This window comes from Salinarimonas soli (assembly GCF_008386575.1).
In the GTDB taxonomy this organism is placed as follows: Bacteria; Pseudomonadota; Alphaproteobacteria; order Rhizobiales; family Beijerinckiaceae; genus Salinarimonas_A; species Salinarimonas_A soli.
Genome location: NZ_VUOA01000018.1, coordinates 43,477 through 54,835 on the forward strand (window position 1 = coordinate 43,477; position 11,359 = coordinate 54,835).

The 11,359-nt window shown below is 69.5% G+C and carries 15 protein-coding genes; 1 reads left to right on the forward strand and 14 read right to left on the reverse strand.

Going from position 1 to position 11,359, the window contains the following annotated elements; genetic code table 11:
* The first annotated feature begins 429 nt into the window (after window positions 1-429).
* Window positions 430-801: a hypothetical protein gene (locus F0L46_RS08275; protein ID WP_149816610.1), complete on the forward strand. Its 372-nt coding sequence runs from the start codon at window positions 430-432 to the stop codon at window positions 799-801.
* Window positions 802-820: 19 nt separating this feature from the next.
* On the opposite strand, the gene F0L46_RS08280 is transcribed toward F0L46_RS08275, so the two are convergent.
* From F0L46_RS08280 to F0L46_RS08340, 14 genes are all read right to left on the reverse strand, one after another.
* The gene (locus tag F0L46_RS08280) at window positions 821-1,345 is read right to left on the reverse strand and encodes a phage baseplate protein (protein WP_149816612.1); all 525 of its coding nucleotides are present in this window, start codon (window positions 1,343-1,345) and stop codon (window positions 821-823) included.
* A gap of 9 nt (window positions 1,346-1,354) precedes the next feature.
* Complete coding sequence (locus F0L46_RS08285) at window positions 1,355-3,175, reverse strand: phage tail tape measure protein (RefSeq protein ID WP_149816614.1); 1,821 nt, start codon at window positions 3,173-3,175, stop codon at window positions 1,355-1,357.
* Window positions 3,172-3,345, reverse strand: a complete 174-nt coding sequence (locus tag F0L46_RS26085; protein WP_188311900.1) for a DUF6889 family protein — start codon at window positions 3,343-3,345, stop codon at window positions 3,172-3,174. Before F0L46_RS26085 ends, F0L46_RS08285 begins: the two co-directional genes overlap by 4 nt.
* Before the next feature lie 11 nt (window positions 3,346-3,356).
* On the reverse strand, window positions 3,357-3,818 hold the full coding sequence (locus F0L46_RS08290) for a phage tail assembly chaperone (protein WP_149816615.1): 462 nt from the start codon (window positions 3,816-3,818) through the stop codon (window positions 3,357-3,359).
* Window positions 3,819-3,831: 13 nt separating this feature from the next.
* Window positions 3,832-4,281 carry a tail tube family protein gene (locus tag F0L46_RS08295; protein ID WP_149816617.1) on the reverse strand — a complete coding sequence of 150 codons (450 nt, stop codon included), beginning with the start codon at window positions 4,279-4,281 and terminating at the stop codon, window positions 3,832-3,834.
* Window positions 4,282-4,294: 13 nt separating this feature from the next.
* Window positions 4,295-5,761: a DUF3383 domain-containing protein gene (locus tag F0L46_RS08300; protein WP_149816618.1), complete on the reverse strand. Its 1,467-nt coding sequence runs from the start codon at window positions 5,759-5,761 to the stop codon at window positions 4,295-4,297.
* Between the two features lie 3 nt (window positions 5,762-5,764).
* Complete coding sequence (locus tag F0L46_RS08305) at window positions 5,765-6,346, reverse strand: phage neck terminator protein (RefSeq protein ID WP_149816620.1); 582 nt, start codon at window positions 6,344-6,346, stop codon at window positions 5,765-5,767.
* A 1-nt stretch (window position 6,347) separates the two neighbouring features.
* Window positions 6,348-6,728 (reverse strand): hypothetical protein, encoded by a 381-nt coding sequence (locus F0L46_RS08310; RefSeq protein WP_149816621.1) that lies wholly within the window; start codon window positions 6,726-6,728, stop codon window positions 6,348-6,350.
* A gap of 3 nt (window positions 6,729-6,731) precedes the next feature.
* Window positions 6,732-7,220 carry a hypothetical protein gene (locus F0L46_RS08315; RefSeq protein ID WP_149816623.1) on the reverse strand — a complete coding sequence of 163 codons (489 nt, stop codon included), beginning with the start codon at window positions 7,218-7,220 and terminating at the stop codon, window positions 6,732-6,734.
* 8 nt (window positions 7,221-7,228) lie between these two features.
* Window positions 7,229-7,615: a DUF4054 domain-containing protein gene (locus F0L46_RS08320; protein ID WP_149816624.1), complete on the reverse strand. Its 387-nt coding sequence runs from the start codon at window positions 7,613-7,615 to the stop codon at window positions 7,229-7,231.
* A gap of 3 nt (window positions 7,616-7,618) precedes the next feature.
* Window positions 7,619-8,176, reverse strand: coding sequence for an STY1053 family phage-associated protein (locus F0L46_RS08325; RefSeq protein ID WP_149816626.1), 558 nt, complete (start codon window positions 8,174-8,176; stop codon window positions 7,619-7,621).
* 64 nt (window positions 8,177-8,240) lie between these two features.
* Window positions 8,241-9,425: a DUF2184 domain-containing protein gene (locus F0L46_RS08330; RefSeq protein ID WP_210247624.1), complete on the reverse strand. Its 1,185-nt coding sequence runs from the start codon at window positions 9,423-9,425 to the stop codon at window positions 8,241-8,243.
* Window positions 9,426-9,485: 60 nt separating this feature from the next.
* Window positions 9,486-9,968 carry a structural cement protein Gp24 gene (locus F0L46_RS08335; protein ID WP_149816627.1) on the reverse strand — a complete coding sequence of 161 codons (483 nt, stop codon included), beginning with the start codon at window positions 9,966-9,968 and terminating at the stop codon, window positions 9,486-9,488.
* Between the two features lie 44 nt (window positions 9,969-10,012).
* On the reverse strand, window positions 10,013-11,326 hold the full coding sequence (locus F0L46_RS08340; protein WP_149816628.1) for a DUF2213 domain-containing protein: 1,314 nt from the start codon (window positions 11,324-11,326) through the stop codon (window positions 10,013-10,015).
* Window positions 11,327-11,359 lie beyond the last annotated feature (33 nt).

The window sequence follows — 11,359 nt, forward strand, 5'->3', positions numbered from 1 at the left end:
TGCGGTAGCCCGCCACCGAGGATCGACGATGCGCTGGCTTCTCAGGCTGTTCTCACCAGGATCGAAGGCCGCTCTACCGGACTCGGATCCAACTCTGTACGGGCGCCGCGTAGCCGTTCCGACGAGACGCGGGCAAACAGCTGTAGAAATCGATGTGGATCACCAGCAGCACGTTGCGGCGATGCGAGCCAAGGCGGCGGCAATTGGTGAAGATCAGCGTCGGCGCGCTGAGCACATCGGTTGCACACAGTTCGTGTGGCGCACTGCGGGCGATGCCGATGTGTGTGAGGCTTGCGCTGCGCTCGACGGAAAGCGGTTCCGCTATCGAAAGCCTCCGGCGATCGGGATGCCTGGAGCAGCCACCTGCTGTCCGCAGGGGTGGTGTCGGTGCTATGCCGAACCTGTGCTGCCCTGAACCCGAGGAACTTGATGCTCCGACCCGTGTGCTGCGCCGTTGCGCTCGCCCTTCTCACATCGGCTTCCGCGCAGACGGATCGAACAGCCTTTCCGGTCGTCGATGTCGAGGCCGGTTGCGCGTATTTCAGCAGTGTGCGCGACCGGTCTGAGCGGGCGAAAGCCTACTGCATGCGGATCGAACAACCGGCTTACGACTTCGCCAAGCGTTTCTGGTCGAACCTGACGGATGACCAGCGCCGAACATGCCGGGCGCAGCTCAAGAGCGCGCTGAATGAGACCGCCTATGGTACGGAGCAGTTCTTCTACTATTCAGGCCTCGCTGACTGCGTCCGCATCACGCTTCGGGAGAGCCAATCACAGAACCCGGAAGGCTTCCGCTACTAAGTTCAGCTTGGGCTGAATTTTAGCGGATCCCGCCGTCAGCGACAGAGAGGCTGCTGGGTTTGAGCTGGCGCTGCCCGCCCTCGACCGGGCTTCCCGTTCGGCTCGGATCGGCCTGCTTTTTCGAGCTCGTCATTTGCGTGTCGACGATGATGACCTCGCGCAGGCCCACGGTGAGGCTCAGGACCTCCTCGGTCCGCGGGTCGGTCGTGACCTGGAGCGAGGCGATCAGCATGTTCGTGTAGGCGCGCTTGCCCGTGAACACGTCGAACGGCTCGCGCTCGAACTGGAGATCCAGGAACTCCTGGTAGACCTCCTGGACGAAGCCCTCTTGGCCCGCCGTCGAGTTCGAATAGCCGACCCGCATCTCGACCGTGGCCGGCATCTTGAAGGCGTGGTCGGAGATCGTGGCGCCACGCTCGACGGGATGGAGCGTGATGAAGAGGTCGTCCCGGTGGCTCTCCTCCGAGACGATGTGCGGGATTAGCGTCCCGATCTCGCGCCGGTTCGACTGGATCAGGGCGTAGACGTCGTCGATGAGTGACACCGGCCCCTCCTATCGCAGCGCGCCTTGGGTGTGGCGCAGCAGCTGGGCGTTGACCCCGCGCTGCTGGCCCGCCACCTCGCGCCCGGTGGCCGCCGGATCCGAGGAGCCCATCACCTGGATGTTGGTCTCCTGCTTCATCTCGACGTTCGTGTCGCCGCCACCGCCGCCCGAGGGCATCAGCGGGTAGGACTGCTCGAACGGCGAGCGCCCCCCGCCGAACCGACCGGGATCGAAGGATGGCAGGCCCTTGCCGCCGAACGGCGCGAACTCGGGCGGGGCCTGTGGAGGCGGCGCCTTGCGCGGGGTCTGGTAGGGCGCGTAGGGCCCGTTGTCGAAGCCGGGCACGTAGCCGAACCGGTTGCCGCCGATCACCGGGCCGTGGCCGTGCCGCCAGCGCCAGGGGCCCAGATACCAGGACGAGCGGAAGGAGTTCGACCCGTTGGTGTTGTCGGGCACCCCGCCCGAGGCGATGGCCTCGATGCGGCTCTTGATGAAGTCCGCCTCGGATGCGTTGGCCTGGCGATAGCCGGCGTACTGGCCCGGGGCACGGGCGACCTGGAGCAGGTTAGCGCTGGGGCCCCAGCCGCTCGATCCGACCCGGTTCAGCATGTTGTTGATGACGGCGTCGACGCCTTCAGCGTTCTTGGTGCGCGCCTCGCCGGCGATCGTGTTGATCACCCGCTCGTCGAGGTCGGCGGCCGAGAGCTTGTACTTGGGACGGTACGTCCCCTCCGCCTCGGGCTCGCGAGCGTTGTAGCGCCCATTGCCCTTCTCCGCCGCGCCACGCTCGTCGGCCTCACCCCGGGTCTCGTCGCGCCGCTTCGGCGTCTTACCGTTGAGATAGTCGCCGAGCGGGTTCCACTCGCCGGGCTTGCTCGTCGCCGGCCCCGGGTTGTTTGCGATGTAGGCGAGCCCGAACAGCGCGGCGAGGGCGATTCCCAGCGGGCTCGTCGGGCCCAGCACCCGGAGCAAGCCGAGCGCCCACGCTGCCGCGAAGACCGCGAAGGCCTCCATGGCTGTCTTCAGCCCATTCTCGCCGGTGAGCGCCTTCGTGACCCTCTCAAAGCCGCCGGCGACGGCCTGGAGCGTCTCCGCGATCTTGTCCCGGTTCTCGAAGAACCATTGCCGGAGGTCCTGGAGCACACGGTTCAGCACCGGCGCGATGTCGGTGAGAGCCTTTTCCAGGACCGTCGTGACCATCAGGCTCAGGGAGCGGTAGTTCTCCATGAGCTCGCGCGACGTCTCGGCGGCTTTCTTATTGTCGAGGCCGACTGCCGCGGCGGTCTTCTGGTACTCCTCCCGGAAGCGCCGGGTGTCCTTCACCAGAGCGTTGAACGTGCTTTCGTCGAGCCCGAGCGCCTCGGCGTACTGGACCGCGATGTAGTAGGGCTTCTTCGACAGCGCGCCGCCGAGATCGGCCAGGATGTCGACCGTGTCGCGGAGCCGCCCGTTGGCCTCCCGGGTCTGCACCCCGAGCGCCTTCACCATCGACTCGTTGCCGGGGTTGACCCGCAGCGCTCGCCCGAAGGCCTCGAGCGAGCCCCGCGCGCCCTCGACCGACCCGCCCATCTGCGAGACGGCGTAGCCGAACGCCTTGATGTTCGTGGCCGAGGCACCGGTGCGCTGCGAGGCGTAGTAGAGCTGGTCGAAGCTCTCCGCCATCTTGACGACGGCGGCGGTCACCGCGGCGGCGGTCGCGGCGGCTGCGACGGCGAGCGTCTTGACCTGCTCGGTGGCGCGATCGACACCTTCGGTGAAGCGGCGGCGGGAGGATTCATCGATCTTGAACCCAAGCCCGACCAGGAACTCCTTGATCACGTCCTGGCTCATCGCTTCGCCGCCTCCTGGGCCCGGAACGCGTTCTCGTCCTCTACGTCGAGCATGTCGTTGAGCAGCGCGATGTCGCAGAGCGTGTAGGTGCCGTCGCTGAGTTCGTGGAGCTTTGCGTGGCCCCGCGACACCGGCCGCAGCAGCCAACCCATGTCGTCGGGCAGCGTCACCGCCTCGAAGCTCAGCGCGGCGCGCTGGCGAACGAAGTCAGGCCGCCGCCGGCTAAGAAAGGGCCGATGGCGCCCTTCAGCACGTGGAACGCGATCTGGATCATCTCCGGCATGGTGATGTCGTCGTACATCGGCCGTGGCGCGCCTGCCGGCCAGACCGGCGCCCAGAGCTCGCCCACCTTGCGCGAGCACACCCCGAGACTCGCCGCGAGGACGTAGTCGACATCGGCGTCGGGCAGGCGCGCCACGGCGCCGAGCACCGGCTCGAGCATCCGGATCAGGGCGGCGTGGGCGTCGCCCGGGGCCTCGCCTTCCGCTGCCTCGCCCTCGGCCGGAGCGGCCGTCCGGGCCGCCGGCACCATCTCGGCGAGCGCGCTCATGATGGGGGTGAGGCGGCGCGTGACGTGGAACGCCCTCATGGCGTCGAGGCGGCCCGCCCGGTAGACGTGGCCGCCGACGGTGAACTCGGTCATGTCGGATCCCCGCTCAGATCAGGCCGGCGCCGAGGCGCTGGTCGATGAAGATCGCGTCGAACATCCAGGTGTTCGTGCCGGCGACCTTCTGGTTCACGTTGTCGGGCAGCTTCTTGAACGCGGCCAGGCGGGCGCTGGCCTCGTCGCCGCGCACGGGGTTGCGCACCACGATGGTGTTCTGCCCGTGCAGCGCCGAGGACATGGTCTGGAAATTGTACATCTCCGAGAGCAGCGCGTTGACCGGCGAGGTCTTGAGCAGCGTCACGGCGACCGTGCCGGCGCGCCCGCCATGCAGCGAATGCTGACCGCCGCCGCCGGCGCCGACCTGCATCGTGTTCTTGTCCTCGAGCATCGTGATGGTGATGCCCTCCTCGGCGACGCCGGCCTCCTCGCCCGAGAGCGAGAACGAGCCGCCCGGGCCGACGATCGCGGCCTGGACGTCGAGGAACGAATAGGTGGCCATGACAGGGCTCCGATCAGCGGTTGACGTTCACGAGGATGCCGGAGGAGTGCACCGCGCCGGCGAGCTTCGCGGCGACCTGGATCGGCACCGCCTTGCGGGCCTCGCGGTCGGCCTGCGGCTGGAGCGCGACGAGGGGGGCGTAGATGTAGAACCCCTTGGTCAGCGCCTGGCCGCGCCGCAGCGTCCCGAACTCCAGGGCCGAGTTCCAGACGCCCGGCGCGACGAGGCCGTTGTTCACGGCCCGCGCCATCGTCGCCTCGACCGTGGTCACGATGAGGTTCGTGCCGGCGTCGGTCTGGGGGACCTTGGTCGGGGCCTGGTACAGGAGGTTGTAGACGTCGGTCTGGATCGCGTTCTGGAGCCAGTCCGTGCCGTGGACCTCGTCGAAGAAGTAGCCGTTCGCCATCACGCCTTCCTGGAGGATGGCGGTGCCGTTCTCGTAATTCACGAAGACGTTGCAGTTCTTGGCCTTCAGGGTCGCGGCCTGAGAGACCGTGAGGGTCTCGGCGACGACGCCGGGCTCCTGCTTGAACTTCAGCGTGATCGTGGTGTTCTGGGCCTCGAAGTTCACGGTCGCGGCGCGGCCGAAGAACGAGGCGATCGCGACCGGGCTCGACGAGGAGTACTGCGTCCAGGTCCGCTTGTAGCGCGCCGCCTTGAGCTGGCTCGCCAGATCGTCGTCCCGGGTCGGGTCGAGCACGTCGGTGGTCGAGATCGTGACGCCGTAGAGCCGGCTCTGGGGCGAGCCCTCGACGTAGGCCGCCGCGGCGAGGTGCTCGACATTCGTGACGCCGGCGACCGCGTTGATCACCGCGTACCACTCCCGCGACCGGTCGGCGAGGATCTGGATCGCCCCGACCTGGCTCTCCGCCGCGACCCCGGCCACCGGCGCCGAGGCGACACCCGTGACGAGGCACATCGCGACCGCCGCCGTGCCCGTGGCATAGGTGAGCGTTGACGCCGCGCCGGTCGTGGGGCTCACGATGTCGAACCGGCCCCGAATCGCATCCCAGGTGCAGATCGCGCCGGCGAGCGCCGTGGTGACGATCGAGGCGACCCCGTTCAGGTTCGTCACGCCCGAGAAGTTCAGGTTGGCGAGGTTCTTCGCGACCCCGTCCACGGTGATGACGAGCGAGCCCGTCGTGATCGCGGTGAAGACGGCGAGTGAGCGCTGCGCCGTGGTGAGCACGCCGCCATGGAGGACCGCCTTGGAGCCGTTCCGCGCCCGGCGGGCGATGTAGAGGAGCGAGGGCTGGGGCTCCTGCGAGAAGAAGAGCTCGGCCGCCTTGTACTCCGGGGTGGTCAGCCCGAAGTCGTTTGCGACCCCGTCGAGGCCAGCGTACTGGCGGATCCGCTCGACGGGGTCGATCACCTCGGAATCGCCCAGGATCACGGCTGCGCCGAAATTGCGGGCCGGAGCGGCGAGCGGTTGAAGCGCGATGTCGACCTTCACGACATCGGAGACGGGCAAACCGTTCATCGGTCAGGGCTCCACAAGGATCGGGGTGGTGCTCGTGCCTTCGGTGATCCCACCTTGGGCGGAGCGGAGGTTCAGGACCGCGTAGGTCCGGTCGGTCTGGCGGCGGAACTGCAGGGGCAGATCGACCCGGCGGCGGATCAGGGCGCCGACCTCGTCGGAGAGCTGGACCGGGGCGCCCGGCGCGACGTAGGCGATGCCGGCGAGGAACAGGGGCTCGCGGTTCTGGGCGATGGAGAGCCCGTCGCGGAGCCGCGACGCGTAGCCGTTCGCGGCCGGTCCGTAGAACGTGGCGAGCACCTCGAGATCCTCGTGGCGCTGGTGGGTGCTGGTCCCCTCCCCTGCCCCGTCGTGGATCACGGCGCCGAGATAGTCGCCCTGCCGCGCCGTGATGCCGATCGCGCACCAGTTCACGTCGACCGGGGGCACCGGCGGCGGCCTGGGCTGCCAGCGGGGCCGGACCAGGGCACCGTCGAGCCCCGTGATCCCGACCACCATGGCCTGGAGGATGTCGGCGAGATCGTCATCGTCGGGCGGTGGCGCGCCCAAGGGCGCGAGGTAGCCCCTGGTCGAGCTGTCGTTCGCCACGTCAGCCCCCGGCCGGCGCAATGGCGGCGCAGGTCGCCGAGCAGAACCCGGCGCCGAAGGTCGACCAGTCCGCGGCGTTCATGACCGTGTAGTCCCGGCCGCCCCAGATCACGACGTCGGCGTCGTACTCGTCCGTGCCTGTGGTGAGGCGGGTGTCCGAATGGACCGTGATCGTCGAGAGGATCCGGGAGCCCTCCGGCGCGCGGACGAGCGGCGAGCCCGAGCCTTGGGTCACCACGCCCTCGATCTCCAGGATCTCGACGACATCGTCGACGGCGCGCCCCCGGTCAGAGACCATGCGCAGCGTCCGTCGGACGCGGATCGGGGTCTCCTCGGCGAACATGGGATCGCTGAGCAGGTCGGAGACGTCGAGGAGCGGCATGGGCTACTGCCTCCGAGGCCGGATGACGTAGGTCACGGCCATGCGCAGCTGGCCGGTGTCGATGAGCGGGCGCTCGCCGGTGCGCCCGCGGGCCCGGCGCCGGGCCAGGGTCTGCGGGGCGAGAGGCGCGAACGGGCCTTCCGTGATCTTGGCGCGCACCGCGTTCTGGGCGATGAGCCCGACCCGGTGCTCGGCCTGTCCCAGCGCCTCGGTGTCGCCCTGAATCGTCTTCTTCGCCGCGGCCCGGTACTCCGCCACGATCCTGTCCTCGACCGAGGCGACGCCCGGAACGAGGAAAGGGCGTTCCGGGATGTTGCGAGCGGGGTCCCCGAACTCCTGGACGTAGCCGATCACCGCGTTGGTGATGTCGGGCTTCGGCTCGCCGGCTTCCGCTCTCCGCTCGGGTGCGTCGGACGGTATGCCGACGAGCACCCGGGAGCGCGACAGGCGCGAGACGAGCCGCATGATCTCGGCGGAGCGGTCCCGAACCACCGTGACGCTCACAGCTGAAGCCCGCCCAGGCCCATCATGCGGGCGAGCTGGAGGTAGCGCGTGCCGTACGTGGTGAGGTTGAAGTGCGCCCCGCCCTCGACCGCGGCGGACCCAGTGTCGTAGCTCACCGAGACCTTGTCGATCGACTTGCCCGAGACGACGCCTGCCGCGACGCCCGGGACCCCGCCACGCTTCGATGCAGCGGCGAGCGCCTGGCGGGCCAGCACGACGTGGTGCGCCGCGAGCAGCGCGATCCCGTCCTCGGCCAGGTCGCCCCAGCGCGCCGCGTCGACGAGCTTTCCCGCGAACCCGATCCAGTACGGCACGACGTCGGGCTGCGCCGGGTCCTGCGAGACGAGCTCGGGGAAGATCTCGTAGAAGCGGCCCGGGGTCATCGATCAGGCCTTGCGGCTCGCGACGAAGGCGGACTTGGCCTCGGGCTCGGCGGCGTTGAACGCCTCGGCTTCGGCCTTGCTCAGGCTCTGCACGACCTCGACCTCACCATTCATGACGGAGTACGAGCCGCCGCCGCGGTGCCGAGCGACGAGGGCCGGAGCATCGCCCAGCGGGGGTGAGACGGGCGGGGCCGCGCGAAGGGCCGCGATCTCGGCGCGCAGCGCCTTGACCTCGTCGCTGAGGCGGTCGCGCTCCTCCACGAGGGTCGCGACCGTGCGCATCGCCTCGTCGAGCTGGCCGCTCGTGATCTCATGGGCCCGGCGCACGCCGTCGAGCTCGACGTCGGCGTCGGCGCGAAGGATCATGTCATGGGCGGGAGCCGGGGCGCCGCCCTCGCCGGCCGGGGCAGTAGCGTCGCCCTCCGGCGCAAGGTTCTCGCGCACGTACCAGTGAGCGGCATAGGTCTGGTCGACCTCCTGGAGGCCAGGCTTGAAGGCGACCTTCGTCTCGCCGTCGTCGAGGAGCAGCGTGAAGGCGCGGACGATATTGAGCTGGGGCATGTCGTCGTCTCCGATCGGATCGGGCGGTGCCCCGGGCGGGTCAGGCCCGGGGCGGGGCTTCGGATCAGCCGATGCCGTCGCGGTAGCCGATGGTCTCGGGGTAGACCGTCTCGACGACGCCGAGGCGTCCGTAATACGGGACCACGATCCAGATCCCGCGGAACTGCTGCGGAGCGGCCTGCAGGGGGACCAGCGGGTAGCGCACGTAGTCCGGGCGCTGGGTGTACGCGATCATGCGATCGGTCGTGGCGCCCGGGCGCACCGCCTTGTCGAGCCACTTCACCGACTTGATCTCGAGCTTGATGCCCTTCTCGGCGGTGAGGATGTTGTTCGTCTCAAGGAAGGCGAGGACGGTCTGGTTGCCCGCCGCCGAGATCACCCGGGTCGCGATGAGGCCGAACGGCACCGGCGCGATGAGGAGCTTCGTCGGGGGCACAGCGTAGCCCGACGCGGACCAGACCGAGATCAGGAGCTCGTTGACGTCCTTGAGGATCTCGTCCGGGGTCTTGCTGGCCCACGTCGCGGACGCGGAGGCGCCGTTCGCCACGTTCGACACGTTGCTGACCTGGGCCGAGTTGGCGAGCCCGGTCAGGTTGATCGTGGCGTCCCCGACATAGACCATCTGGTCCACGTCCATCTGGTGCTTCAGGTTGAGCACGGAGACCATCTGCGTGTCGATCGGCCGGCCGGTGATGCGGGCACTCTCCAGCTCGGGGATCGTGTAGGCGACCTCGCCGGACCACAGGCCGAGCGGGCTCGGGATCTTCCCGATGTCGACCGAGACGCGGGGGCTCGCGGTCTGCTCGGTCGAGGCCCAGTTGATGCCGCTCGGGGTGACGCCGCCGCCGCCGCCGAACGACGACACCGTGTAGGACGAGGAGGTGTCGCCCATCTGGACGTCGGTGCGCAGATCGATGTCACGGGACCAGGTCGTCGAGACGAGCGGCTCGTGGATCATCGGGTCGAGGCGCTCGAGCTCCCCGACCAGGAAGGCGCCGGCGGAGTCCATCGTGGCCTGGTCGAAGGTCTGGAACGCGTCGCGCAGGTAGCGCGCGGCCTCCAGCGGGCGGGCGATGTAGGGCCGGGCCAGCGCGAAGCCGCCGGCGGCGAGCCCCATGGCGGCAGGCGCGAGAAGGCTGGAGCCCGCGACGGCGAGCCCGGCGTCGGCCAGGGCGGCGGTGGGCTGGAGGACGGCGACGAGGGACGCGGCGAGCACGGAGATCGCCAGCGCGAGGTAGGATCGGGTCATGTCAGGAGTTCCCTGGGATGGGCTTCGGGATGAGGCGGAGCCCGCCTCGCGCAGGCGGGATCAGATGTTGAAGGCGATCTCGGTGATGCCGTTCGCGTCGGCCGGGCCCGTGAAGACGGCGCCCACGACCGCAACGCAGTTGCCGCCGTCGGCCGCGGCCTCGATCGCGCCGACCGCCCGGCCCGAGCCCGCCGTGACACGCACGAAGACCTGGCCGTCCTTGGCCGCGGTGCCGGCGGCGAGCGCCGCATGGAAGTAGCCGCGCTTCAGGCGGTCGATGACGACGCCGGCGGGCGGGGTCGCGGCACCAAGGCCGTTCGTGGTCGACTGGGCCGGATAGGGCCGGGTCGCGACGCCGGTCACGACCGAGGCGGCGTCGCCCGAGGCGACGGCCTGCATCTTGCCGGAGACGGTCTTCACGAACGTGCCGTAGGCCGTGACCGGGTTCACCGTGTCGTTCTGGCCGGGCTCGATGGTCAGGCTGTCGGAGCGCGAAACCGCGCCCACGACGCCCGCCGGGATGCGGGTGACGTAGGAGACCATGGTGGGCTGTCCTCTCTCGTGGGAGCGGGGGTGAACGGGGGCGATCAGCCCGCCTTGCGGCGGGCCTGGATCATTTCCTGGTACTTCGCCGGGGTCATGCCGCCGGCGGTGACAGGGAGCTGCGTGTCGGAATGGCGCCCGCCGTTGTTCGCGGCGCGCGCGATCTCGGACGCGGCGCGAAACGCCACGGGCAGGGCGTCGGCGGTGAGCCGCGCCGGGTCGGCCTTGTCGCCGATCGCCGCCACGACGAAGCCCTTGCGGACCGGGTCGGCGAAGGCGCGGCCCAGCGCGTCGCGCTGAAGGCCGGCGATGGCCGACTGGGTCGCGTCCGCCTTGGCTTTGGCGTCGAACGTCGGGAGGCGGATGCCGGGCGCGAGGATCTCGGCGCGAGCCTTCACGTCGAGGAAGGCGTCGCGCAGCGCGGCGCTGTCCTGGGTCTTGCCCTTGTCGGCGTCCTTGTCGTCCTCGTCGTCGCCATCCTCGGCGGGCTTGCCCTTGCCCTCGTCGTCATCCTCGTCGTCGCCGTCCTCGAGCTTGGCGAGGCGATCGGCGAGGCCCTTCAGGGCGGCGGCATGGGCGGTGGCCTGGTCGGCGAGGATCTTCTCGATGCGACCGAAGCCGTCCTCCAGCCTCTTGTCGTCGTCGTCCTTGCCCTTGTCGTCCTCGTCGTCGCCGTCGGTGGCCTCCTTCTTGGCCTCCTCGAGCTCCTCCTTGAACGCGGCCTCGTCCCGGGCCTGGAACGCGGTGAGCAGGCGGTCGTACCAGTGACGCTTGGACATGGTGGTGGGCTCCTTGGGTGACGCGCCTGGGGCGCCGTCTTGGATGGTGAGCGCGGGGCCGCCGCGGGCACGGTCGACCAGGGCGACGTGATTGCCGACGATCCGCGTTGCTCGGGCGTAGCCGGGCTTCACCAGCACCCGGTCGCAGTCGTAGCCGCAGGAAATCTCGCGCTTGCCCGCCTCGACGTCGGCGATGGTGCCGGCGTCGGTGATCAGGAGGTCGGCGACAAGGAACGAAACCTCGTCGCCCTCGCCGCGCCTGGGGTTCAGCACCACGCCGGCGGCGTCTTCCTTCCACGTTTCGGGTGAGACGAACCGGGGCGGGTGGCCGTTGGTGACCGGCTTGCCCTGGAAGGAGGCGATGGTCTCCGGGGTGAACAGGCACTCCTCGTCCCGGTCGACCACCACCATGCGGTTGTCGCCCGGCTCGAGGTCGGGGACCTCTTTTGGCGCGTAGAGCATCGGGCCGGTGCGCGCGATCCGGACGCCCTCGCAGAACAGGAAGCCCTCGGGCGTGCGGTACCGGGTCCGGCCAATCTGCTCGACGACGAGGACCTCGCGATCGGTCTGCTGGGGCATGGCGGTCTGGGATCCCCGGTGTAAGGTGGTGGC

Coding starts and splice junctions, on each gene's coding strand:
- F0L46_RS08275 (WP_149816610.1), top strand. CDS start 430: ATGCTCCGACCCGTGTGCTGCGCCGTTGCGCTCGCCCTTCTCACATCG.
- F0L46_RS08310 (WP_149816621.1), bottom strand. CDS start 6,728: ATGCCGCTCCTCGACGTCTCCGACCTGCTCAGCGATCCCATGTTCGCC.
- F0L46_RS08335 (WP_149816627.1), bottom strand. CDS start 9,968: ATGGTCTCCTACGTCACCCGCATCCCGGCGGGCGTCGTGGGCGCGGTT.
- F0L46_RS08295 (WP_149816617.1), bottom strand. CDS start 4,281: ATGGCCACCTATTCGTTCCTCGACGTCCAGGCCGCGATCGTCGGCCCG.
- F0L46_RS08290 (WP_149816615.1), bottom strand. CDS start 3,818: ATGACCGAGTTCACCGTCGGCGGCCACGTCTACCGGGCGGGCCGCCTC.
- F0L46_RS08300 (WP_149816618.1), bottom strand. CDS start 5,761: ATGAACGGTTTGCCCGTCTCCGATGTCGTGAAGGTCGACATCGCGCTT.
- F0L46_RS08285 (WP_149816614.1), bottom strand. CDS start 3,175: ATGAGCCAGGACGTGATCAAGGAGTTCCTGGTCGGGCTTGGGTTCAAG.
- F0L46_RS08340 (WP_149816628.1), bottom strand. CDS start 11,326: ATGCCCCAGCAGACCGATCGCGAGGTCCTCGTCGTCGAGCAGATTGGC.
- F0L46_RS08325 (WP_149816626.1), bottom strand. CDS start 8,176: ATGCCCCAGCTCAATATCGTCCGCGCCTTCACGCTGCTCCTCGACGAC.
- F0L46_RS08320 (WP_149816624.1), bottom strand. CDS start 7,615: ATGACCCCGGGCCGCTTCTACGAGATCTTCCCCGAGCTCGTCTCGCAG.
- F0L46_RS08330 (WP_210247624.1), bottom strand. CDS start 9,425: ATGACCCGATCCTACCTCGCGCTGGCGATCTCCGTGCTCGCCGCGTCC.